This is a genomic window from Allobosea sp. GW823-FHT01F03 (genome assembly GCF_058798075.1).
Genome location: NZ_CM179505.1, coordinates 5,593,762 through 5,617,039, shown reverse-complemented (window position 1 = coordinate 5,617,039; position 23,278 = coordinate 5,593,762). Strand labels below are relative to the sequence as shown.

General features: G+C 66.6%; 24 protein-coding genes. 13 read left to right on the top strand and 11 right to left on the bottom strand.

Annotated features, from left to right (window positions below; genetic code table 11):
• Positions 1-4 precede the first annotated feature (4 nt).
• The 6 genes from AC3RCC_RS26830 to pcaF all read left to right on the top strand — a co-directional run bounded on the left by AC3RCC_RS26830 (position 5) and on the right by pcaF (position 4,998).
• On the top strand, positions 5-391 hold the full coding sequence (locus AC3RCC_RS26830) for a Rid family hydrolase (protein ID WP_291638448.1): 387 nt from the start codon (positions 5-7) through the stop codon (positions 389-391).
• A 7-nt stretch (positions 392-398) separates the two neighbouring features.
• Entirely contained in the window at positions 399-1,265 is an 867-nt protein-coding gene (locus AC3RCC_RS26825; RefSeq protein WP_291638447.1) for a branched-chain amino acid ABC transporter permease, read from the top strand.
• A gap of 34 nt (positions 1,266-1,299) precedes the next feature.
• Positions 1,300-2,223, top strand: coding sequence for a branched-chain amino acid ABC transporter permease (locus AC3RCC_RS26820; protein WP_492257173.1), 924 nt, complete (start codon positions 1,300-1,302; stop codon positions 2,221-2,223).
• Positions 2,220-3,008: an ABC transporter ATP-binding protein gene (locus AC3RCC_RS26815; protein WP_492257172.1), complete on the top strand. Its 789-nt coding sequence runs from the start codon at positions 2,220-2,222 to the stop codon at positions 3,006-3,008. The genes AC3RCC_RS26820 and AC3RCC_RS26815 overlap by 4 nt, the downstream gene beginning before the upstream one ends.
• Entirely contained in the window at positions 2,992-3,690 is a 699-nt protein-coding gene (locus tag AC3RCC_RS26810) for an ABC transporter ATP-binding protein (RefSeq protein WP_492257171.1), read from the top strand. Before AC3RCC_RS26815 ends, AC3RCC_RS26810 begins: the two co-directional genes overlap by 17 nt.
• A 99-nt stretch (positions 3,691-3,789) precedes the next feature.
• Positions 3,790-4,998: a 3-oxoadipyl-CoA thiolase gene (pcaF, locus tag AC3RCC_RS26805; protein ID WP_492257170.1), complete on the top strand. Its 1,209-nt coding sequence runs from the start codon at positions 3,790-3,792 to the stop codon at positions 4,996-4,998.
• Between the two features lie 126 nt (positions 4,999-5,124).
• On the opposite strand, the gene AC3RCC_RS26800 is transcribed toward pcaF, so the two are convergent.
• On the bottom strand, positions 5,125-5,868 hold the full coding sequence (locus tag AC3RCC_RS26800; protein WP_492257169.1) for an IclR family transcriptional regulator: 744 nt from the start codon (positions 5,866-5,868) through the stop codon (positions 5,125-5,127).
• 220 nt (positions 5,869-6,088) lie between these two features.
• On the opposite strand from AC3RCC_RS26800, the gene AC3RCC_RS26795 reads away from it, so the two are divergent.
• The 4 genes from AC3RCC_RS26795 to AC3RCC_RS26780 all read left to right on the top strand — a co-directional run bounded on the left by AC3RCC_RS26795 (position 6,089) and on the right by AC3RCC_RS26780 (position 10,815).
• Positions 6,089-7,312: an ABC transporter substrate-binding protein gene (locus AC3RCC_RS26795; RefSeq protein ID WP_492257168.1), complete on the top strand. Its 1,224-nt coding sequence runs from the start codon at positions 6,089-6,091 to the stop codon at positions 7,310-7,312.
• Between the two features lie 63 nt (positions 7,313-7,375).
• Positions 7,376-8,878, top strand: coding sequence for an aldehyde dehydrogenase (locus tag AC3RCC_RS26790; RefSeq protein WP_492257167.1), 1,503 nt, complete (start codon positions 7,376-7,378; stop codon positions 8,876-8,878).
• A gap of 30 nt (positions 8,879-8,908) precedes the next feature.
• A complete protein-coding gene (locus AC3RCC_RS26785; RefSeq protein WP_492257166.1) occupies positions 8,909-9,679 on the top strand; it encodes an SDR family NAD(P)-dependent oxidoreductase in 771 nt (256 codons plus the stop codon).
• A gap of 17 nt (positions 9,680-9,696) precedes the next feature.
• Complete coding sequence (locus tag AC3RCC_RS26780; RefSeq protein ID WP_492257165.1) at positions 9,697-10,815, top strand: CaiB/BaiF CoA transferase family protein; 1,119 nt, start codon at positions 9,697-9,699, stop codon at positions 10,813-10,815.
• A 58-nt stretch (positions 10,816-10,873) separates the two neighbouring features.
• Here the strand turns inward: AC3RCC_RS26780 and AC3RCC_RS26775 are convergent, their stop codons facing one another.
• The 10 genes from AC3RCC_RS26775 to AC3RCC_RS26730 form a co-directional block, all read right to left on the bottom strand.
• Positions 10,874-11,953 (bottom strand): alkene reductase, encoded by a 1,080-nt coding sequence (locus AC3RCC_RS26775; protein ID WP_492257164.1) that lies wholly within the window; start codon positions 11,951-11,953, stop codon positions 10,874-10,876.
• 34 nt (positions 11,954-11,987) lie between these two features.
• Entirely contained in the window at positions 11,988-12,398 is a 411-nt protein-coding gene (locus AC3RCC_RS26770; protein WP_492257163.1) for a cupin domain-containing protein, read from the bottom strand.
• A 45-nt stretch (positions 12,399-12,443) separates the two neighbouring features.
• Complete coding sequence (locus tag AC3RCC_RS26765; RefSeq protein ID WP_492257162.1) at positions 12,444-13,694, bottom strand: FAD binding domain-containing protein; 1,251 nt, start codon at positions 13,692-13,694, stop codon at positions 12,444-12,446.
• A 179-nt stretch (positions 13,695-13,873) separates the two neighbouring features.
• Positions 13,874-14,596 carry an ABC transporter ATP-binding protein gene (locus AC3RCC_RS26760; protein ID WP_492257161.1) on the bottom strand — a complete coding sequence of 241 codons (723 nt, stop codon included), beginning with the start codon at positions 14,594-14,596 and terminating at the stop codon, positions 13,874-13,876.
• A complete protein-coding gene (locus tag AC3RCC_RS26755; protein WP_492257160.1) occupies positions 14,586-15,323 on the bottom strand; it encodes an ABC transporter ATP-binding protein in 738 nt (245 codons plus the stop codon). The genes AC3RCC_RS26760 and AC3RCC_RS26755 overlap by 11 nt, the downstream gene beginning before the upstream one ends.
• Positions 15,323-16,300 (bottom strand): branched-chain amino acid ABC transporter permease, encoded by a 978-nt coding sequence (locus AC3RCC_RS26750; protein WP_492257159.1) that lies wholly within the window; start codon positions 16,298-16,300, stop codon positions 15,323-15,325. The genes AC3RCC_RS26755 and AC3RCC_RS26750 overlap by 1 nt, the downstream gene beginning before the upstream one ends.
• Positions 16,297-17,148 (bottom strand): branched-chain amino acid ABC transporter permease, encoded by an 852-nt coding sequence (locus tag AC3RCC_RS26745; RefSeq protein WP_492257158.1) that lies wholly within the window; start codon positions 17,146-17,148, stop codon positions 16,297-16,299. Before AC3RCC_RS26745 ends, AC3RCC_RS26750 begins: the two co-directional genes overlap by 4 nt.
• Before the next feature lie 43 nt (positions 17,149-17,191).
• A complete protein-coding gene (locus AC3RCC_RS26740) occupies positions 17,192-18,733 on the bottom strand; it encodes an aldehyde dehydrogenase (protein ID WP_492257157.1) in 1,542 nt (513 codons plus the stop codon).
• Positions 18,734-18,755: 22 nt separating this feature from the next.
• Positions 18,756-19,739 carry an amidohydrolase family protein gene (locus AC3RCC_RS26735; protein WP_492257156.1) on the bottom strand — a complete coding sequence of 328 codons (984 nt, stop codon included), beginning with the start codon at positions 19,737-19,739 and terminating at the stop codon, positions 18,756-18,758.
• 36 nt (positions 19,740-19,775) lie between these two features.
• On the bottom strand, positions 19,776-20,996 hold the full coding sequence (locus tag AC3RCC_RS26730; protein ID WP_492257155.1) for an ABC transporter substrate-binding protein: 1,221 nt from the start codon (positions 20,994-20,996) through the stop codon (positions 19,776-19,778).
• A gap of 276 nt (positions 20,997-21,272) precedes the next feature.
• Between AC3RCC_RS26730 and AC3RCC_RS26725 the strand changes: the two genes are divergently transcribed.
• The 3 genes from AC3RCC_RS26725 (at position 21,273) to AC3RCC_RS26715 (ending at position 23,274) form a co-directional block, all read left to right on the top strand.
• The gene (locus AC3RCC_RS26725; protein ID WP_291638428.1) at positions 21,273-21,896 is read left to right on the top strand and encodes a TetR/AcrR family transcriptional regulator; all 624 of its coding nucleotides are present in this window, start codon (positions 21,273-21,275) and stop codon (positions 21,894-21,896) included.
• A 167-nt stretch (positions 21,897-22,063) separates the two neighbouring features.
• Positions 22,064-22,696, top strand: coding sequence for a flavin reductase family protein (locus tag AC3RCC_RS26720; RefSeq protein WP_291638427.1), 633 nt, complete (start codon positions 22,064-22,066; stop codon positions 22,694-22,696).
• A gap of 182 nt (positions 22,697-22,878) precedes the next feature.
• Positions 22,879-23,274 (top strand): RidA family protein, encoded by a 396-nt coding sequence (locus tag AC3RCC_RS26715; protein ID WP_492257154.1) that lies wholly within the window; start codon positions 22,879-22,881, stop codon positions 23,272-23,274.
• Positions 23,275-23,278 lie beyond the last annotated feature (4 nt).

Genomic DNA, 23,278 nt, shown 5'->3' with positions numbered 1-23,278 from the left:
GGCCATGTCGCACTACACCCCGATCGTTCCGGCCAGCTGGCCGGAAAAGTTCACCTTCTCGCCGGCGGTCCGTGTCGGCAATCTCGTCTTCCTGTCGGGCACGACGGCGACGGACGAGACCGGACAGCTGGTGGGGCCGGACGACATCGTCGCCCAGACGCGCCAGATCTTCGCCAAGTTCGAGCGCGCGCTGGCACAGCTCGGCGCCGGGCTCGAGAACATCGTCGAGACCACGGACTATGTGCTGTCGCTCGAGGAGTACAAGAAGACGGCACAGCTTCGGCGCGAGCTCTTCAAGGGGCCGCCCTGGCCGGCGGCGACCGGAGTCGTGGTCGCCGGCCTGGTACGCCCCGGCGCGCTGATCGAGATCAAAGCCGTGGCGGCGCTCTGAGGCCGTCATGCTGGTCCAGGTCCTCGTCAGCTCCATCACTGCCGGTGCCGTCTACGCGCTGATCGCGCTCGGCTTCGTGCTGATCCACAAGGGCACCGGGGTCGTTCATTTCGGCTATGGCGATCAGGTGACATTCGGGGCCTATCTCGTCCTGATCGCGCAGACGGTGATCGGCCTGCCGTTCTGGCCGGCCGTTCTCGTCGCCCTCATCGCTTCTGTCCTGCTCGGCGCGGTGATCTATGGCGGCTTCATGTGGCCGCTGCGCGGCGCCTCGCTGCTGGCGCGGATCATCGCCAGCCTCGCGCTCGGAACGGTGCTGCGCGAATTCGTCCGCGCCTATATGGGCCCGAGCGCCTGGCCTTTCCCCTTCCTGCTCTCGCCGGCGCCGGTCCATTGGGGGGAGTTGCTGATCGTGCCCGCCAACCTCGCCATCGTCGGCGTCTCGCTGGCGATCCTGGCGGCGCTCTTCCTGTTCTTCGAGCGGAGCTTGCGCGGCAAGGCGGTGATGGCGGCCTGCGACAACCGCACCGGCGCCAGCCTCGTCGGCATCAGGGTCTCGCGGGTCTTCCTGGCGATCTGGGTGCTCGCCTCGGTGCTGGCGACGGTCGGCGGCATCCTGGTGGCGCCGCTGCTGACCCTTTCGCCCGAGATGGGGCTGATCGGCATCAAGGGCTTCACGGCGGCGGTGCTCGGCGGCTTTTCCAGCCTGCCCGGCGCCGTGGTCGGCGGCATCGCGCTCGGCATGATCGAGGCGCTGGCCGGAACCTATGTCTCGAGCGCGCTCAAGGACATGATCAGCTACGCGATCCTGATCCTGGTCGTCCTCGTCAGACCGCAGGGTCTTCTCGGCGTCCTGACAGTGAAGAAGGTCTAGGAGCATGATCGCACGCTCTCTTTGGATAGGCCTCGTGCTGGCGCTTCTGCTCGCGCTGCCGCAGTTCCTCGCCGAGTTCCATCTGTTCCAGCTCTGCCTGATCGCTGGCACCGCGTTGATCGTGCTCGGCCTGGTCGTGGTCACCGGGCTGGCGGGGCAGATCTCGCTCGCCCAATCGGCCTTCGCCGCGCTCGGCGCCTATGGGGCCACCGTGCTTGCGGTCTCGGCCGGCATCCCGCTCTGGGCCGGGATCGTCGTGACGGCCCTGGCTACCGGCGGACTCGGCTACCTGCTCGGCCTGATGACGCTGCGGGTCGCAGGGCATTATCTCGCCTTGGCGACGATGGCCGTGACCGCCATTGTCCAGCTCGCCCTGATCCACTCGGATGCGATCACCGGCGGCGCAGCCGGCCTGGCGGTGCCGCCCTTCGGATTGTTCGGGCTGGAGCTGACCACCGGACGCCAGCTCTATTACGTCATCGTGCCGAGCGCCGCCCTGCTTTTCCTCGCGGTCGAGCGTCTGCTCAACTCGCATTACGGGCGCGCTTTCGCCGCGATCCGGCAGAGCGAGACGGCGGCCGAGGCGATGGGGCTCGACGTCCTGCGTTACAAGGCGGCCGCCTTCGGCGCGAGCGCCTTTCTCGGCGCCCTCGGCGGCGGGCTCCTGGCGCCGCTGTCCTCCTATCTCGATCCGGCCCAGTTCGGCATCACGCAATCGGTCTATTACCTCGCGGTTGCCGTGGTCGGTGGTATGGCCTCGCCGCTGGGGGCGATCGTCGGCAGTGCCGTCTTCGTGCTGCTGCCCGACCTGCTGCAGGGCTTCCAGACCTATCTCGGCCTGGTCTTCGCATTGCTGCTGCTCGGCTTCATCGTGCTGCGCCCGAACGGCCTAGCAAGCTTGAGCATCGCGCGCCTGCGCACCTGGCCGCGGCGCGCCAAGCCGGAGCTGACGCCATGACCGGCCCCCTGCTCACGATCGACAAGGTCACGGTGCGCTTCGGCGGGCTGACCGCGCTGCAGGATGTCTCGCTGCAGGTCGCGCCGGGCGCGATCCATGCCGTGATCGGTCCAAACGGCGCCGGCAAGAGCACATTGCTCAATGTGATCTCCGGCATCTACCCGGTCGGCGGCGGTTCGGTCGCGCTGGGCGCAGAGCGCATCGACGGCCTGGTACCGCATGCGATCTTGCGCCGTGGCATCGCCCGGACCTTCCAGAACACCGAGCTCTTCGGCGAGATGAGTGCGCTGGAGAACGTCATGGTCGGGCTCGACCGGCACCATGCCTGCGGCCCGTTCGCGGCGGCTATCCACAGCGCCGCCTGGCGCCGCAGCGAGGAGGCGGCGCGGGCGGAGGCGCGCCGGTTGCTGGCGCTGGTCGGGCTCGCCGATGCCGAGAACGCGGCGGCGGCCGCCCTGCCTTTCGGCAAGCAGCGGCGGCTCGAAATCGCGCGTGCGCTGGCGACGCGGCCAAGGCTGCTCCTGCTCGACGAGCCGGCGGCAGGCCTGCGGGCGCTCGAGGTCGAGGCCCTGAACCGCATCCTGCTCGATCTGCGGGCCGAGCAGGGGCTGACCATCGTCGTGATCGACCATGTGATGGCGCTGGTCATGGCGATTTCGGACCGTATCACCGTGCTGAATTTCGGCACCATGATTGCGGAAGGGCCGCCCGACGAGGTGCGGCGTTCGCCGCAGGTCATCAAGGCCTATATGGGTGAAAGGGCCAGCCATGCTCTCGGTTCGTGATCTCCATGCCGGCTATGGCGGCAAGACGGTGGTGCACGGTGTCAGCCTCGACGTCCCGCGCGGCGAGATCGTCACGGTGCTCGGCGCCAACGGGGCGGGGAAGTCCACCCTGCTGAAAGCCATTGTCGGCCTGCTGCGCCGCTCAGCCGGCACCGTGGAGCTCGACGGTAGGCCGCTCCCGAACGAGACGCCCGATCGCGCACTCGCCGCCGGAGTGTCGCTGGTGGCAGAACAGAGGGAGTTGTTCCTCAGTCTGAGCGTCGCCGACAATCTGCGGCTCGGCGGCTATCAGAGGCGAGGGGCCCCCGATCTCGATGCCGACATGGAGCGCTTGCTCGACACGTTTCCGGTGCTGCGCAAGCGCGCCGGGCAGCCTGCCCGGACCCTCTCGGGCGGTGAACAGCAGATGCTGGCGATCGCCCGCGCCCTGATGGCCAAGCCCGCCATCCTGCTCCTGGACGAGCCCTCGCTCGGCCTCGCGCCGAAGATCGTCGACGAGATCTTCGCGATCATCGCGGCGGTTGCGGCGGCCGGCACGGGCGTGCTCCTCGTCGAGCAGAACGCCGCCATGGCACTCGACGTCGCCCAGCACGGCATGGTGCTGGAGCTCGGCGAAGTCACGCTCGCGGGCCCGCGCGACAGCCTCCGGCAATCGGAGGCGGTCACCAGCCATTATTTGTGAAGGGCTGGCAGCGGCGCTTTCCGGCTAAATCGGGCCGCTGGCGAAACAACAGCACCATTCCGGCCGCAGCGGCTCGGTTGCAATGCAGGGACGATCCGTATGCGCGAAGCTTTCATCTGTGCCTATGTCCGCACGCCGATCGGCCGTTTCGGCGGTTCGCTGTCCTCGGTACGGGCCGACGATCTCGGCGCCGTGCCGCTGAAGGCGCTGGTCGAGCGGCATCCGGGCCTCGATCTCGGTGCCGTCGACGACGTGATCTTCGGCTGCGCCAATCAGGCGGGCGAGGACAACCGCAACGTCGCGCGCATGTCGCTGCTGCTCGCCGGACTGCCCAAGGAGGTGACGGGCACCACGATCAACCGGCTCTGCGGCTCCGGCATGGACGCGGTCATCACTGCGGCCCGCGCGATCAAGGCTGGCGAGGCCGACTTGATGATCGCCGGTGGCGTCGAGAGCATGTCGCGCGCGCCCTTCGTGCTGCCCAAGGCTGAGAGCGCCTTTTCGCGCCATGGCGAGATTCACGACACGACGATCGGCTGGCGTTTCGTCAATCCGCTGATGAAGGCGCAATATGGCGTCGATTCCATGCCGGAGACCGGCGAAAACGTCGCCGCCGACTGCGCGATCAGCCGTGCCGATCAGGATGCCTTCGCCGTCCGTTCGCAGCAGAAGGCCGTGGCGGCTCAGCAGAATGGCAGGCTGGCCAGGGAGATCGTCCCGGTCCTGATCCCACAGCGAAAGGGCGACCCTTCCCAAGTCGAGATCGACGAGCATCCGCGCAGCGACACCACGCTGGAGAAGCTCGCCAGGTTGCCGACGCCCTTCCGCAAGGAGGGTGGCAGCGTCACCGCCGGCAATGCGTCCGGCGTCAATGATGGCGCGGCGGCTCTGATCCTCGCCTCGGAGCCGGGGGTGAGGAAATATGGGCTCACCCCGCTCGCGCGCGTCCTCGGAGGCGCAACCGGTGGCGTTGCGCCCCGCGTGATGGGCCTCGGCCCGGTCCCGGCGACGCGCAAGCTCTGCGCCCGGCTCGGCCTGCAACCGACGGATTTCGATATCGTCGAGCTCAACGAGGCCTTCGCCAGCCAGGGTATCGCCGTGCTGCGCGCACTCGGCATCGACGAGGACGGCGCACATGTGAACCCGAATGGCGGCGCGATCGCGCTCGGCCATCCGCTCGGCATGTCGGGTGCTCGCATTGCCGGCACGGCGGCGCTCGAATTGTTGCTGACCGGCAAGAAGCGCGCGCTCGCCACCATGTGCATCGGTGTCGGCCAGGGCATCGCGCTCGCGTTCGAGCGGGCGTGACGTCTCGCCGTTCTGTTGCGCTGCCGGGCTGTGGGAGGCCGGAGCGCGGGGGGCTTCAGAGAGCGCTCGATTCAGCGTGACGGCGCGCGCATGTCGCCGCCTCAACGCCCAGGCCGGTGTGGGCGGCTAATCCGCCGTCGTTTCCTCGGCGAAGTTCCGGATTGCCTTTGCCATAATCCCGGCCGTTGCCGGCCTGCGGTCGAGACAGCGCGAGGTTGGTCCGGCGACGACGATCGACAGCCGACGTGCTCCGACAGGCAACGGAAAGGCGACACCGGCCAGATCGGGAATGAATTCGGATGAGCTTTGATGATAGCCGCGGTCTTCAGCTTCCGTTAGGTCGGCTTCGATCCGGTCGGCCGTCATCGGCGTGGTCGCGGAAAAGCGCTCGAACCCGATCTTGCGGTAGATCGTAAGGCGTTCGTCCGAGGAATACTGCGCCAGAATGGCCCGGCCTACGGAGCTCGCATGGATTGGGACACGGTCGCCGATCGCCGCGAAATAGCGCACCGGCTGGAACGATTCGACGACGTCGATGAACAGCGCTGACGTGCCGGCGAGCGCGGCGATCGCCGTTGTCTCTCCCGTTTCCTCCGCAATCCGCATCGTCAGGCGGTGCACGCTTTCCGGCAATGGCTCGGACTCCGCGACGATGCGCGCCAGCGTCAGCCAGCGCGGGCTTGGATAGAAGCCACCGCGCTGACGCGGCTCGTAGAGCCAGCCTTTCTCAGCGACGGTCCCGACCAGATTGAAGGTGCTTGAGCGCGGCCAGCCGAGATCGTCGGAGATCTCCGCCATCGTCGCCGGCCGCTTGCGGCGGGCGAAGTACTCCATCAGCTCCAATACGTTCGCCGCCTGCTTGACCAGCATGTCGCCCTGCTTTCGTCCCCGGTTCGCCGGCGGTCGCTGCCGCAGGCCGGAGCTGCCTTGCGCCAGATCAAGCGGAAGCTGCGTCCGCAGGCAAGCCCCGGCGATAGACGCTTGACTCAAAATTCATGATCATGTCTTTTAAATTCATAAACAAGAATTGATGCGCCCGACCAACCGACGAGCGCGCATCGCGAGCCAGATGGCTTCAGGGAGGAAAACCATGTCCGCAGCCAAGCGTTCGATGTTCCGTGCCTTTGTGCTCTCGACCGTCGCCATGGCGACGGCGGCCGCTGCCCAGGAGATTCCGGTCAAGCTCGGCGTGCTCGCCGACATGTCCGGCATCTTCTCCGATATTGGCGGCCCGGGAGCGACCGTGGCCGCGCAGATGGCGGTCGAGGATTTCATGAAGCGTCCCGGTTCCGAGCGCTTCAAGATCGAGATCGTCTCGGCCGATGCGCAGAACAAGCCCGACATCTCCAGCGCCATCGCGCGCAAATGGTTCGATACCGAAGGCGTCGATGCCCTCGTCGACCTGCCGACCAGCGCGATCTCGCTGGCGATCGCGCCGATCGCCCAGGAGAAGAACAAGGTGGCGCTGTTCACCGCCTCCGGCACATCCGACCTGACGGGAAAGGCCTGCACACCGAACTCGGTGCACTGGACCTACGACACCTGGGCCCTGTCGCACGGCACCGCCGACGCCATCACCAAGGGCGGCGGCAAGTCGTGGTTCTTCCTGACTGTCGATTTCGCCCTCGGCCATTCGCTCGAACGCGATGCCAGCGCCGTGGTCAAGCAGAATGGCGGACAGATCGTTGGCGGCGTCCGCCACCCGACGGACTCCAAGGATTTCTCGTCCTATCTGCTTCAGGCCCAGGCCTCGAAGGCGAATGTGATCGCATTGGCTAATGCCGGCGGCGACACGATCAACGCGATCAAGCAGGCGTCCGAGTTCGGCATCGTGCAGGGTGGCCAGAAGCTGGCCGGCATGCTGCTCTTCATCTCCGACATTCACTCGCTCGGCCTGCAAAGCGCGCAGGGCCTGCAACTCACGACCGCCTTCTACTGGGACGTCAACGACAAGACCCGTGCCTTCGGAGAGCGATTCGCCAAGCTGCATGGCGGCCGCTTCCCCTCGATGAACCAGGCCGGCGCCTATTCGGCGACGCTCGCCTATCTCGATGCCGTCGCGAAAATCGGCTCGGCCAAGGACGGGGCGGCCGTCGTCAAGGCGATGCGCGAGGCCGGGACCTTCGACGATCCGCTGTTCGGCAAGACCTCGCTGCGCGAGGACGGCCGCGTCCTGCACGACATGATGCTGGTCGAGGTCAAGAAGCCGTCGGAATCGAAGAAAGCCTTCGACTACTACAAGGTCCTCGCCACGATCCCGGCCGAGCGCGCCTTCCGTCCGCTCAAGGACGGCGGCTGCCCGCTGGTGAAGTGACGTCGTCGGGCCGCGCGCGCCCGGGCGGCCCATTCCTCCATGCCCCTGACATCCGGAACGCTCATGACCGCAGCCGCAAAAGCCGCGCCGCTCGCCCGCTACGAGCATCTCTTCATCGGTGGCGAATGGGTCGTCCCGCAAGATGGCGGCCTGATCGAGAGCATCGATCCATCGACCGGATATGTCTGGGCGCACGCAGCCTTTGGTGGCCCGCGCGACATCGATCGGGCCGTGGCATCGGCCCGCGCTGCGCTCGAAGGCCCCTGGGGGCGGATGCTCGGCCATGAGCGTGCGGCGCTGCTGCGTCGCTTCGCCGACCTTTACCGTGAGCGGGCTGCGGAACTCGCGGTGCTGGAGACACGTGACAATGGCCGCGCGCTGCGCGAGACGCGCGTCGATGCCGGCGGCCACCATCTCGGCTATCACTGGTGGGCCTCGCTCGCCGACAAGGCGTCAGGCCGCACCATCCCCTTCGACGACAGCGTCCACGCCTTCACCACGCGGGTGCCGGTCGGCGTCGTCGGTGCGATCACGCCCTGGAACGTGCCGCTGATGGCGGCCGCCTGGAAGCTCGGCCCGGCGCTTGCTGCCGGCTGCACCGTGGTGCTGAAGCCTGCCGAGCAGACGCCGGTCACCTCGCTCGCCCTCGGGCGGCTGTTCGAGGAGGCGGGCTTCCCGCCGGGCGTGGTCAACATCGTGCCAGGCTACGGCAAGGGCGGCGCGGGCGAGCGGCTTGCAGCCCATCCCGATGTCGACAAGATCACCTTCACCGGTGAGGGCGCGACCGCCAAGGCGATCCTGGGCGTGGGCGCCGGTTCGATGAAGCGCTTCACCTTCGAGCTCGGCGGAAAATCTCCCCATATCATCTTCGCCGACGCCGATGTCGAACAGGCGCTGAATGCCGCGACCAACTCGGCCTGGACCTTATGCGGCCAGAGCTGCGCGCTGGGCTCGCGCGTCTTGGTGCAGCGGCCAATCTATGATCGGGTCGTCGAGGCCTTCCGGGCTCGCGCGGCGAAGGTCCGTGTCGGCCCGCCGCTCGACGAGGCCAACCATATGGGGCCTCAAGCGCATGCCGAGCAGCTCGCCAAGACGCTGTCCTATATCGAGCTGGGCAGGCAGGCGGGAGCCGAACTCATCGCCGGCGGGCGCCGCCTCAGCGGAGGCGTCCATGGCGAGGGCTATTTCGTCGAACCCACCGTCTTCGCCAATGTCGCCAACGACATGCGGATCGCCCGCGAGGAGATCTTCGGGCCGGTCGCGGCGCTGATCCCGTTCGAAGACGAGGAGGAGGCGGTCAGCCTCGCCAACGACTCGAACTATGGTCTGACCGCCGGCCTCTGGACCAGCGATCTCGGCCGGGCTCACCGCGTCTCCAGCCGGATCAGGGCCGGCATGGTCTGGGTCAACACCTACCGCTTCATCCGCTGGTCCACCCCCTATGGCGGCTTCAAGGGCAGCGGCTGGGGCCGCGAGAACGGCATCGAGGCGCTCGACGCCTATCTGGAGACGCGCACCACCGTGATCAGCACGACCGGGCGCTTCCCTGACGCCTACGCCAACTGAGACCAACCGCAGAAGTATCGAGAGACCGTCATGCGCCTTGCCAACAAGCTCGCCATCGTCACCGCCGCCGCTTCCGGGATGGGCCGCGCCGGCGTCGAACTCTTCCTGCGCGAGGGCGCGAAAGTGGCTGCCGTCGACATCGATGCCGGGGCGTTGGCCGCGCTCGCCGCCGATGCGAGGGCGATGGGCCGCGAGATCGCGACGATCCAGGCCGACCTCTCCCAACCCGAGCAGATGAGGAGCTCGATCAACGATGCCGCCGCGACTCTGGGGGGCGTCGACATCCTCTGGGCCCATGCCGGCATCCCCGGCCCCGGCGGCATCGAGAATCTCGACCTGCCGGCCTACGATCAGGCGATCGCGCTCAACGTCACCTCGGCCGCGCTCGCCGCCGGCGAGGCCATCGGCCACATGCGCAAGCGCGGCGGCGGCTCGATCGTCTTTACCTCGTCGGTTTCTGGCCTGGTCGGCTCGATGTTCTCGCCGGTCTATTCGGCGGCCAAGTTCGCGGTGGTGGGCTTGACCAAGTCGCTGGCGCAGCGCTTCGCGCCCGACAATGTCCGGGTCAACGTCGTCTGCCCCGGCCTTGCCGATACACCGATGAAGCTTGGCTTCACCGGCCGCTCGGGCGATCCGAAGGAGGCCGAGGAGAATCAGGCGCGTATGATGGCGGCGGTGCCGATGGGGCGGCTCTGCAAGGCCGAGGAGGCGGCGCATGCCGTACTCTGGCTCGCCTCCGACGACGCCTCCTTCGTCACCGGCGTTGCCCTGCCCGTCGATGGCGGCTTCACTGCCCGCTGAACGGAGATCACTGTGCCATGCCGGGCCCGCTTCATGGGATCAAGGTCGTCGACCTGACCACGGTTATCGCCGGACCCTACGCGACGCAGATGCTCGGCGACATGGGCGCCGATGTGCTCAAGGTCGAGCCGCCGGGTGGCGACGTCATGCGCGGCCCGGGCCCTGCACGCTCGCCCGGCATGGGCGCTGCCTTCCTCAACGCCAACCGCAACAAGAGCAGCATCACGCTCGACCTCAAGGCAGAGCGCGATCTCGCGCAGTTGCGCGATCTGATCGCGGGCGCCGACATCTTCATCCACAACATGCGCATGGGAGCGGCGCGCAAGAGCGACCTCGGCCCGGACACGCTGCTCGCTCGCCAGTCGCGCCTGATCTACTGCGCCATCGTCGGCTTCGGGCAGGACGGCCCCTATCGCGATCGCCCGGCCTATGACGATATCATCCAGGCGGCTTCGGGATGGGCGGCGCTCAGCCGGCATGCCGGCGACGAGCCGCGCTATGCCCCGACCATCGTCGCCGACAAGACGACGGCGCTCTTCGCCGTCGGCGCCATCAACGCCGCGCTCTATCACCGTGCGGTCTCCGGCGAAGGGCAGGCCATCGAGGTCCCGATGTTCGAGGCGATGGTCTCGTTCCTCGCCGTCGAACATCTCGGCGGCCGCAGTTTCGAGCCGCCACTCGGCCCCAGCGGCTATTCGCGCGTGCTCTCGCGGAATCGCCGGCCCTATCGCACCGCGGATGGATACCTGGCGGTCATGCCCTATACGGGCGCCCATTGGCGCGCCTTTTTCCGTGCCGCTGCCCGTGTCGACTGGGCAGACGAGGCCGCCCTTGATGATACCGCCGCTCGCGCCGCCATGATCGACACGCTCTACGACCGGCTGGCGCATTGTCTGGTCGAGCGCCGCACAGCCGAATGGCTCGCATTGCTGGCGCAAGCCGACATCCCCTGCTCGACGGTGAACACCATCGACGACCTGCTCGACGATCCTCATCTGGGAGCCACCGGCTTCTTCGAGAAGACCGACCATCCCACCGAGGGCCGGCTGGTCGGCACCAAGCCACCGGTGCGCTTCAGCAAGACGCCCTGCTCGATCGACAAGCTGGCGCCAGGCCGAAACCCGGCGAACACCTGACGTCGGAGGGACCGGCAGCTTCTCGGCGGATGCACGCGCTGCTGCCGGTCCCTGCTGCCTAGCCCGCCAATGCCGGGTAATCGAGATAGCCCTCGATGCCTTGCGAGTACCATGTCTCCATGTCGTCGCCATTGAGAGAGGCACCGAGCCGCAACCGCGCCGGAAGGTCCGGGTTCGCAAGGAATGGGCGCCCGAAGGTGATCGCGTCCGCTGCGCCTGAGCTCACGGCCGCGCTTGCGCGCGTTCCGTCGAAATCTGAGTTCAGGACGAGCGTTCCCTTGAATGCGAGCCGGATGGCCGGAGCGATGGCAGGGTGATCCGGCTTGCCGCGGGTGCCGTCCGGAGGCGGCTCGCGCAGCTCGAGGAAAGCGATGCCGAGGGCCGACAATGAGCGGGCGGCCGCAACGAAGAGCGGCTCGGGCTCAGGATCGTTCACACCTTGCGACTCGCCATTCGGCGAGAGGCGTACCGCGAGACGGTCAGGCCCCACGATCCCGGCCACCGCTTCGCAGACCTCGCCGAGCAGCCTGATGCGGTTGGCGATCGGGCCGCCATAGGCATCGTCGCGATGGTTGGCGCTCGCCCGCAGGAACTGGTCGATCAGATAGCCGTTCGCGGCATGGATCTGGACACCGTCGAAGCCGGCCTTCAGCGCATTGCTCGCCGCCTGGCGATAATCCTCGATGACACGCCGGATCTCGCCTGTGTCGAGCGCGCGGGCCTGGGCATGCGGCTGCTTGCCCTCATAGGTGTGGGCAAGGCCGGGAGCGGTCGTCGCCGAGGCTGAGACGGGAAATGCGCCGTCGCGCAGGCTCGGATGTACGACGCGCCCCATATGCCAGAGCTGGCAGAAGATCCGGCCACCGGCTTCCTGGACCGCTGTGGTCACCTTCGCCCAGCCGCGGACCTGCTCGTCGGACCAGATGCCGGTCGCGAACGGCCAGCCCAGTCCCTCCTGGCTGATGCCGGTCGCCTCGCTGACGATCAGCCCGGCGCTGGCGCGCTGGCGATAATACTCGGCCATGACCGGTGTCGGCAGGTGCTCACGCGTGCCGCGGGCACGCGTGAGCGGGGCCATGAAAATCCGGTTGGGCGCTTCGATTGCACCGATGCGGACAGGGTCGAACAGGGTCGGCATGACAACTCCCAGATTATTCGGCTGAAGACGCGGTTCAGGCGATGGGTAGCGGCGCATTGGCGCTCTGCAGGAACTCGACGGTGGTGAAGACGAGCTCGGTCGTCCCGGTATTGTGCAGGTCGTGGATCATGAATTCGCCGGCCTGGAAACGATGGTGCTGGGTGTCGCCGGGCTGGTAGGAGACCTCGGCGACGCGCCCGTCGGCATATTGCGAGCGGGCGTTGCCGCCGGTCACGGCCGTCCAGAAGTAGTCCAGCACATGGGTGTGGAAGCCGATCCGCTCGCCGGGGGCGAGCGAGAGCGCCCAGACCCGGACCCGATCGGTTTCCGAGACCAGCCGGGTTCCGACTCGTCCGATGCCGAGATGGCTCGCGAACTCGGCCCGGTGGGCCGGTGACAAGCTGTCCGGCGGCGGTGGCCAGGCATGGCTCGGCTCTTGGTTCATCGTCTGTCTCCTGGTGGTCGCGTGGATAGTGAGGGGGAGCCGGCGCTATGCTGCGATGCCGCTGGCAACCGCGGTCTCCGACATCACGGCTTCGGGGCGGCGATGTCGTTCGGCCAGCTGCCGCTCCTCTTCGGTCAGCAACTGCGCCTGCATGTAGGCACCGAGATCGCGGGCGCGCCGGATAACGGCACGGCCATAGGGCAGGCGCTGCGCTTCGAAGGCGGCGAGCCCGGCTGCGATGTCGCTTCCGAATTCCGCGAGCGACCGGACGAGCGCGAGCGCGTCGCTGGCAGCCTTCGTGACGCCCATACCGACATGGGGGCGAGCGACGAAGGCAGCGTCGCCGATCAGCGCGACCCGCCCCGCAAATGCCATTTGCGGGGTTTCGAGATCCTGGATTGCCTGGATGAAAGGCTGAGGCGTCTTCTCGACCACTTCCGCGAATTGCGGGGACAACAGGCGCCGGGCGGCCTCACGCATGTCCTGCTGCACGGACGGCCTGATCATGTTGGGCGGAATCGAGAGCTCGTGTTCGACTCCGTCGGTACCGGTCAGGAGATCCCGCAACGCCGGGCCCTGGGCGGCCGGGCGATACCAGACGAAGTTGAACCTTCGCCGCCCCGGCTCCATGGATTCGTCGGCACCGGCGACCGGGTAACCGAGCATCTGCTCGCCCGGAGGCAGGGAAAAGGCGAAGCTGTCGAAAAGCGCTGCGCGGGTCGACGCCGAGAGTTCAGCCTCGTCGACCAGCCCCCGCCAGGCGATGTAGCCGGCATAAGAGGGCATCGCCTCTGGCAACAGTTGCTTGCGGACGGTGGAAAAGATGCCATCCGCGCCGATCAGCAGATCGGCCCGGTGGCTCCGGCCGTCGGAGAAATGTGCCGTGACGCCTTCCGCGTCGAGCGCGAGCCGGTCGAGATTGTAGCCATGATGATAGCAGCCGTCGGGCAGGGCCTGGTGCAGCAGGCTGTAGAGCCGCCCCCACGAGGTCAGGATCTGTGGCAGTGCCTGCTCGCCGAGGATCGCGCCGTCGCCGGCAAAAACGCGGCGACCCCGGACCGCGACACCGATGCGCGCAGTCTCGCTATCGATGCCACAGAGTCGCAGGACCTCGAACAGCTCGTCATGGGTCACGATGCCGGCGCCGCGGCCGGCGAGCTCCGCCGAGATTCGCTCGAAGACCTCGACCTGCCAGCCTTGCCGCAAGAGGAGGTGGGCGGCGAACAGCCCAGCCATCGAGCCCCCGATGACAACGGCGCGGCCACGGCTGTGATTGGCCTTCGGATCCTGGGACATTGTGCGTGCCTTCATCGTTAAATAGTTGATCGATTGATCAATAAATGGGCGAGGGCCTCCCGGGCTGGGCGGGCGGCCTGGAGCAATTCCGCAACTCTCCGAACCGCGGAATTGCTCCAGGTCTTTGTTTTATCGCTTTTTCTTCATGCGAACCGGTATCCACTTCGCTCGAAAATGCTCTAGTGCACGCCCAGATGCTCTTCGAGCCGATTCATGTCGGATGCGATCTCGGCAGCGGTCGCGCGCTCGACGATCCTGCCGGTGCTGATGACCACGACATGGTCCGCCAGTTGCAGGGCGAAGGCCATGTGCTGCTCGACCAGGATCACGGAAAGGCCGATCTCCCGCAGCCGGCGAACGATCGATCCGACTTCGGCGACGATCTGCGGAGCCAGGCCCTCGGTCGGCTCATCCATCAGCAGGACGCGCGGGGCGGTCATCAGAGCGCGGCCGATCGCCAGCATCTGCTGCTCGCCACCGGAGAGCAGGCCGGCGAGGTGGCCGCGCCTCTCCCTCAGCCGCGGAAACAGGTCGTAGATCCCCTCGGTGGTCCAGGAGATCCGGTCGGAAGCCGGCTTCGTGCAGCGCGCGACGGCCAGATTCTCCTCGACACTCAGGCTCTTGAAGATGCGCCGCCCTTGCGGGACGAGCGCGACGCCCGCCTGGCAGATGGCCTCGGGGCTGAGGCTGGAGATGTCCCGGCCGGAGATCGCGATCCGCCCCGTCCGTGACGGTAGAAGCCCGGCGATCGCACTCATGCAGGTGGTCTTGCCGGCGCCGTTGCGGCCGAGCAAGGCGAGGACCCGTCCCTGCGGGAGCTCGAACGAAACATCGTGGAGGATGTGGCTGTCGCCGTAGAAGGCGTTCAGGCCCGACAGCGTCAGAGCAGGCTCATTGGGCAAGATAGGCCTCCCTCGTGCGCGGATCGGCGATGACCTCGTCACGCGTGCCGTCGACGACGAGCTTGCCGTGATGCAACAGCGCGATCTTCTCGGCGAAGGCCAACGCCACATCCATGTCGTGCTCGATCATGACGATGGTCAGAGATCGGGGCAGGCCGTCGAGCAGGGCGCTCACCGTCGCGCGCTCCTCGCGCGACAGCCCGGCGAGCGGCTCGTCCAGCAGCAGGATTTGCGGCGCTTGCGCCAGCGCCATGGCGATCTCCAGCCGGCGCTTCTCGCCATAGGAGGTCTCCTGCACCGGGCGATCCGCCAGCGCATCGAGCCTGACATCGGCGAGAATCCCGAGAGCCCGCTCCCGCAAGGCCTTGTCGGAGGCGACCGGCCGCAACGGATTCCAGCGGTCCCTGCTGCGGCCGAGAAGAGCCATGATGACGTTGCCGATCACCGTCTCGCGCCCGAACAGGGTGAGGATCTGGAAGGTGCGGCCGATGCCGAGGGCGGCGCGGCGGAAGCTGGGCAGGGTGGAGACGTTCCGGCCCTGCAGCAGGATCTGGCCGCTGCTGGCACGTAGATCGCCGGCGATCAGGTTGAACAGAGTGGTCTTGCCGGCGCCGTTCGGGCCGAGCAGCAGCCGACGCTCGCCGGGCGCCACCGAGAAGGAAACGCCCTGGATGACATCGAGCCCGCCGAAGCTCTTGCGAATGTCGCTGATCTCGAGGGCAGCCATCAACGCACTCCTTCCAGGCGCGAACCGGATGCCAGCGTCGTTCGCGCGCTGGCGGCGGCAGGGCGCTTTGCCGAAGCGGTGCGCAGCAGCCGGCGGATGCCGGGGACGAGCCCCTCGGGAACGACGACGATGATGAAGAGGAAGATCAGACCGAGCAGCGTCGGCCAGCGGTCCGTATAGGCACTCGCGACGTTTTTCAGCAGGACCACCAGCCCCGCGCCGAGCAACGGGCCGAGCGTGGTGCCGAGGCCGCCGGCGATCACCATCAGCACCGCCTCCGACGAGACCGTCAGGGAGAGCGCATGCGGGCTGATGAAGCGGAAGACCAGCATGTAGAGAATGCCCGCGATCGCAGCCAGCAGCGCCGAGAGCACATAGGCCGCGTAGCGGATCGCCCAGACATCGTAGCCGAGCGTGGCCATGCGCCGGGGCTGGTCGCGGACCCCTTGCATCGAGAGACCGAGGGGCGAGCGCGAGAGCGCCATCACGAGGACGAGGCAGGCTGCGGTCACGCCGAGGCAGAGATAATAGAGCCCGTTCCCTTGTGCGACGACGCTGTCGAAGCGGGGTACCGAGACACCGTTCTCGCCATTGGTCAGGTCGACATAGCGGAAGGCGATGCCCCAGACGATCTGGCCGAGGGCAAGGGTGATCATCAGGAAGCTCAGCCCGGAGGTACGCAGGGCTATGAGACCGAACAGGGCGCCGACAGCGGTGGTCAGCACCAGGGCGCCGGACACCGCCGCCCAGACCGGCCAGTCATGGGTCGTCGTCAGGAGGGCGAAGGCATAGCCGGAGATGCCGAGAAACGCCGCGTGGCCCAAGGAGACCATCCCGCAATAGCCGGCGATCAGGTTCACGCTGACGGCGAACAGCCCGTAGACCAGGATCTGGGTGGCGATCGCCAGGTAGAACTCGCCGGGCAGCGCGAGCGGAACGAGAATTCCGGCGAGCAGGAGAAGAATGGCCGGTTTCATGCTGCATGCCTTCCGAAGAGACCCTGCGGACGCAGCGCGAGCACCACGACCATGGGCAGGAACAGGATGACGTAGGCGAGATCGGGCAGCAGCATCTGGCCGAAGGTGTAGATCAGGCCGATCAGCATGCTGCCAATGAAGGCGCCGGACAGAGAGCCGATGCCGCCGAGGATCACGACCAGCAGGGCCAGCGGCAGCATCTCCGCGTCGAGCCCCGGATAGACCGACATGATCGGGGCGGCGAGCGCCCCTCCCATGCCGGCAAGCCCGGCGCCGATGCAAAACACGGTCGTGAACAGGCGCGACACCGGGATACCGGTGGCGCGCGCCATGTCGCGGTCGTCGACGGCCGCCCGGATCCGGGCGCCGAGGGTGGTTCGCTCGACCAGGAGCCAGATCACCGCGAGCGCGAGCACGGCCACCGCGATCAGCGCCAGCCGATAGGCCGGAAATGCGATGCCCGCGACCTGCACGGCGCCGCGCAGTGCTTCCGGGGCGGGAAGGGCGATCGGGTCTCCCGACCACAACAGCAGGCACTGGTCGGCGATGATGAAGGCGAGGCCGAGGGTTCCGAGGACCTGCGCCAGTTCCCGGCCCGCCAGGCGGCGGATCAGGGTTCGCTCGATGAGGCCGCCGAAGACCGCGCAGGCGAGCGCCGCCGCCAGCACGGCAGCCGCGAAGCCGAAACCGATCGTCGACGTCGCGACATAGCCTCCGAGCATGAAGAACGCGCCATGTGCGAGATTGGCGACGCGCAGGAGGCCGAATATCAGCGAAAAGCCGACGGCCAGCAGGAACAGGATCGCTCCGAAAGCGAAGCTGTTGAGCAGCCCGTTGATCCAGAACACGGTTCCAATCTCCAAGAAGGTGGGGGTAGCCGCAGCGCTTGCGTCAGTTGAGGCGAGGTGCTGTCGCGTCCATGTCGAACCAGTCGAAGGGCTGGTCGCCGACATTCACCATCACGGCCTTGACGTCGAAATAGGCGTCGAAGGCCTCCTTGCCGAACTCGCGACCGATGCCGGAGAGCTTGAAGCCGCCCCAGGGCGAAGCTGCATCGACGCGATGGTGGTCGTTGATCCAGACGATGCCGGCCTCGATGCGGTCCGCCACGCGATGGGCACGGGCGATATCGCGGGTGCGGATCGCGGCTGCCAGGCCGTAGGGGCTGTCATTGGCGATCCGCACCGCGTCCTCCTCGGTGTCGAAGGGCGTGACGACGGTGAAGGGGCCGAAGACCTCCTCCTGGAAGATGCGCATGCGCGGATCGACATCGGCGAACACGGTGGGCTCGACGAAGAAGCCCGGGCTGTCCGCGAAAGCCGGCGGGACGCGCCCGCCGGCGACGAGCCTTGCACCTTCCTCGCGGCCGATCCGGACGAAATCCAGCACGCGCTGGCGCTGGCGTTCGGAAATCACCGGTCCCATCTGGGTCTCCGGCGCGAACGGATCGCCAACCACGATCGAGCGGGTCTTGGCGGCCAGCTTCTCGACGAAGGCTTCGTAGATGCTGCGCTGGACGATGTGACGCGCGGCGCAGACGCAGGTCTGGCCCGCTCCGACAAAGGCGCCGAACGCGGCGTAGTTGACCGCCTGGTCGAGATCGAAATCCTCGAAGACGACGACCGGCGTCTTGCCTCCGAGCTCGAGCGTCTGGCGAGCGAAGTTGCCCGCTGCCGCCGCGCCGGCAAGCCGTCCGGCCTCGGTGCCGCCGGTGAGCACGAGCTTGCGGATGCCGGGATGCTCGGAAAGGGCACGGCCCGTCACCGCGCCGTTGCCGGTGACGACGTTGAAGACACCGGGGGGCAGGCCCGCCTGGGAGAAGAGTTCGGCCAGCCGCAAGGTCGTCAGCGGAGTGAATTCGGAAGGCTTCACCACGGTCGTGCAGCCGGAGGCGAAGGTCGGCGCCAGATTGCGGCAGGCGATCAGCAACGGATGGTTGAACGGCGTCACATTAGCCACCACGCCGACCGGCAGGCGCCGCGCATAGGTCAGATAGTCGCCCTCGACCGGAATGACGTCGTCGCGTCGCGCAAGGGCGAGGCCGGCATTGTAGCGGAACAGGTCCGGCACGCGGGCGAGCTGGGCCCGGGTCTCGCGCCGCGGCCGACCGTTGTTGAGCGTCTCGAGTTCGAAGAGCTCGTCGAGATGCGCCTCCATCACGTCCGCCAGCTTGTTGACGAGCCGCGCCCGCGTCCTGACGGACATGCCGCGCCACTCCGCCGAACGAAACGCCGCATCGGCGCTTTTGACGGCTCTGTCGACATCATCGGCCGTGGCCTGGATGACCTGACCGATGGTGGCGCCTGTCCCGGGGGAGACGATGTTCATCAGCTCGCGCGGCCCGGGGTCGACCGATCTGCCGTCGATGAAGAGGCCTTGGGGAGCCTGATGTCGTGACGTTGCCGCCTGAGCAGGTCGGGCTTGGGTGACCATGTCTGTCTCCGTTCGGTTCGGATCAGGCGCCCGTTAGGCGCCAGGCGTTGTCGCCGGCGATGAGCTTGCGGGCCTCGGCCGACAGGCCGGGCACGGCTTCGAGCGTGCGCATCGGTGTGACGTCGGCCATGTCGAAGGGAATGTCGGTGCCGAGCAGGACCTGCTGTGGCCCGACGAGCTCGATCAGATAGGCCAGGGCGGCCGGATCATGCGTGATCGTGTCGAAGTAGAAACGCCTGAACAGCTCTTTCGGCGAAACCTGCGTGGTTTGCGCTTCGCGCCGCACGTTTTGCCCGTGCACGAGCCTGCCGATCTGATAGGGCAGGAAGCCGCCGCCATGCGACAGGCACAGTTTCAGCTCGGGCAGCTCTTCCATCACGCCGCCGAAGATCAGATCCGCCGCCATCACGGCGGTATCCAGCGGGTTTCCGATCAGGTTGGTGAGGTAGTATTTCTCCAGTCCGGGCTTCGTGCCGAAGTAATAGGGATGGGTGAGGATCAACACGCCGAGTTCCGCGGCGCGCCGCAGGACCGGCCTGAAGCGAGGCTCGGACAGCGCCGCGCCGTCGACATGGCAACCGATCATGACCGACCGGATGCCGTGGACCTCGACGATCCGCTGCAGCTCCGCGATTGCGTACTCGGGTGACTGCATCGGCAAGGTGCCCATCGCGCGCAATCGCTGGGGAGCGAAGGCGGCGAAGGCTGCGATCTCGTCATTGAGCCGGCTGACGAACGCAGCCTCTGCTTCCGGGGCGATGCGGTAGAAGAACAAGGTCGGCGAGGGCGAGATCACCGCCGCGTCGAAACCGCGCTCGTCGAGCCGGCGCAGCTTCTCTTGCGGATCGGCGAACTCGTCGAAGAGCGGATAGGCGAAGCCTTCGCGATGGATGAGGCGCGTACCAGCCGCCGAGCGTTCGACCCGGACGCCGAACGGCTCCTGCGCTTGCTCGAGCAGGCGCACGATGGCAGCGGGAATGACGTGGTTATGTGCGTCGACAATCATGAGGCTCGACCGATTGGAGAAGCGCCTGGCCGAGGCTCAGAGCTTCACAGGGTTGCTGCGGGAGTAGACCGGGGCGGCCAGGAAGGCCTCGGGCTTGTAGGTCCAGAACTGGGAGACGTTCTCGTAGGTCTTGACGACCGTGTTCACGAGGCGGCCGTCGCGGCGCTCGGTCTTGCGGATATAGATGTTCTGGACCGGGTTTCCGTAGGGATCGAGGCGCCAGGGGCCACGCGGGTCGTTGGCAATGTCGACCTTGCGCAAGGCGGCGATCAGGGCCTGCTTGTCCTCGGCCTTGCCGGCAATGCTCGCCAGCGCGCTTTCCAGTGCGAGCCCGGCTGAATAGGCGCCGGCGGAATAAAACCCCGGATCGACCCCGGTCTCCTTGCGAAGCCCAGCGACGAAACGCTGATTGGCGTCGCCGGGGAGTGCAGCGGAATACCAGCCGGCGGAGATGATTCCGGCGGCCTCGTCCCCCATGCTGTGCAGGACGCCCTCATCCACCGTGGTCATCGCTGCGACGATCGGGATCTTCTGCTTCAGGCCGTACTCGGCGTATTGCCGCAGGAAGCGCAGGCCGTTGGCGCCGGCGAAGGCGGCGAAGACGGCATCGGTATCGCTGATCTGGGCGATATAGGAGCCGTAATCGGCGACGTTCAGCGGCGCCCAGAGCTTGTTCTGGATGGTGCCGCCGGCTGCCTCGAAGGCGCGCTGGAAGCCGGAGGTCTGCTCCTGCCCGAAGGCGAAATCGTCGGCGATGGCGATGATGCGCTTGTAGCCGAGATCACGCGCCGCATACTCGCCGAGCGGGTGGCAGGGCTGGGCGGAGGTTGAAGAGGTTCGCACGAACCATGGATTGAGCCGCCGCTGCGTCAGATCCTCGGCGGCTGCCGAGGCGCAGAGGAAGGGAACGCCCGCTTCCTGAAGATAGTCGCTGATCGCAAGCGCTTCGAAGGCCGCGACGGGGCCGACGACGACATGGACGCCGGAGCGCTGTACCAGCTCCTGCGCGCGGGTCTTGGCAAGGGCGGGCTGCCCTCCGGTGTCTGCGACGATGAACTCGACCTCGCGTCCGGCGATACGGTTGCCGCGTTCGCGCAGGAACAGGCGAAAGCCGTCCTCCATCTGGCGGCCGCCGGCGGCCAGCGCGCCCGATTTGACGCTCAGCATGCCGATGCGCAGCGGTGCGGCCGCAAGGGCGCTGCGCGATGTCATGGCCAGGGCGGCAGTGCCGGCCAGCGCCTGTCGTCTCGTGAGCATCGATGTCCTCCCTTTGGTGCCGATATTTATTTATCGATTGATCATTATATGAGTGTCATTCTTTTGCGCGTCAACACCGTGCGGTTCAGAAAAATCGAAACAGGCGTACAAAACACTGAGCGCGCCGCGCGCTAGTGGCTTCCATATTCCGATATCGAGTGATAAATTATTTGAATGTCAAATGATGAAACACCGATCATCCTGGGGGGGCGTCGCGGGAGGCGCCCGCGCTCGGCCGCCGATGCGGAGCCGGGAAATCTGACCGTAGGCCGCCGCATGAGCCCTGCCAAACGGGAGGAGATCATTGTCCGCGAAGCGGTGCGGTTCTTCGCCGAGTTCGGCTTCGAGGGACAAACCCGCGAGCTGGCCAAGCGGCTGAACATCACCCAACCCCTGCTCTATCGCTATTTCGAGACGAAGGACGCATTGGTCGAACGGGTCTATCAGGAGGTGTTCCTGAGGCGCTGGAATCCGTTCTGGGAGGAGTTGATCAGCGACCGGACAAAGCCGCTGCGCGAACGGCTGGTGGCGTTCTATCGGGACTATTCGCAGATGATCCTGACTTACGAATGGGTCCGGCTCTTCATGTTCTCGGGACTGAAGGGGCTCGATTTCAACACGCGCTACCTGGAATTGCTGCGCAAGCGCATCTTCGACAGCCTGGTCAGCGAGCTACGACACGAATTCCGCGCGCCTACGACGGCTGAGCTTCCTGTGACGGAGATGGAGATCGAGGCGGTCTGGAGCCTGCATGCGGCGATCTTCTATCTGGGCGTGAGGAAATTCATCTACAATCTGCCGGTCGCAGATCTCGGCGCCATCGTCGAGATGAAGGTCAGGTCGTTCGTCGACGGCGCCTCGGTCGTCATCGGCAAGCCGGATCAGCCGATGCCTGGATGATCGACGGTCCGGCGAGGCGGGCGCATCGTCTCGTCATGCTGCACTTTGCGCCGCGCTTCGGGGCGGCGTGCGAACGGCAATGATATGATTTTCGGTCGCGGCGGATATTGGACGCTCCCGGAGGAGGGCAGGCAGAAAGCCAGCTTCCCTCGTTCCGCGAGACCGACATGCACTACAACGCCTCGAGTAATGATCATGGGCTGCCCTACAACCCCTTCAAGGCGATCGTCGCGCCGCGGCCGATCGGCTGGATCACGACGATGGACGGGGCAGGGCGGCTGAACTGCGCGCCCTATTCCTTCTTCAATGCGGTTTCGGACCGGCCGCCGATGGTGGCGTTCTCGAGCCAGGGCATGAAGGACTCGGCATCCATCGCTGAGGAGAGTGGAGAGTTCACCTGCTCCTTCGCGTCCTTCGACCTGCGCGATCAGCTGTATCTCACCTCCGCCGCCTTGCCGCGCGGGACCGACGAGTTGGCGCTGGCCGGGCTGGCCCCTGCGCCGTCGCGCTTCGTCAGGCCGCCGCGCGTGGCCGCTGCTCCGGCGGCGCTCGAGTGCAAGTATCTCTCGACCACGCCATTGACCGCCCGGGACGGCTCGACGAGCTATTTCCTCGTCGTCGGCGAGGTGGTCGGTGTCTATATCGATGATCGCTTCATCGAGGGCGGCCTGGTCGATACTGGGGCCATGCGGCCGCTGATGCGCGCCGGCTACGACCTCTACGCTTCGCTCGGGCGCGAACAGATGTTCCGTCTCGACAAGCCCGAAGGCGAGGTTCGCGTTACCGAGTTGCTGCGCTGAGCGCGCTTTCAGGGCCTGGCAGGCAATCGGAGATTCATATCTCAGATCGTCTCAATAACCTCCAATTCGAATAATTTACATATCGGCGATTGCGGATGAGATTGCGTGGGCATCGGCACGATGAACGTGTGATCCTCACGAGGTTATCGGATATGAGTGAAAATATCGAACGCAGGGAATACATGACGCCGGGCCTCAACCCGCCGATCAGTCACTACTGCGATGCAGTTTCGTTCGGGAATCTTCTGTTCATCTCGGGTGTCGCGCCGCTCGATGAAAATCATGAGCTGATCGGCAAGGACGACGTCGTCGCCCAGGCGGAGGCCGTTCTTTCCGGTCTCGGCAAGATCCTGGAGCAGGCGAATGCCAGCTTTTCCGACATCCTCAAGGTCACCGTCTTCCTGACCGACGTGAACGACCGTACCAAGATCAATCCGATCCGTCAGAAGTACTTCGGTGCGGCGCGCCCCGCGAGCACGCTGTTCGAGGTCACCCGTCTGGCCTTCCCAGGCATGAAGCTGGAGATCGAGGCGATCGTCGGCCTTCCGGCTGGCGCCGCGCAGTCCAAGGCTGCCTGATCCA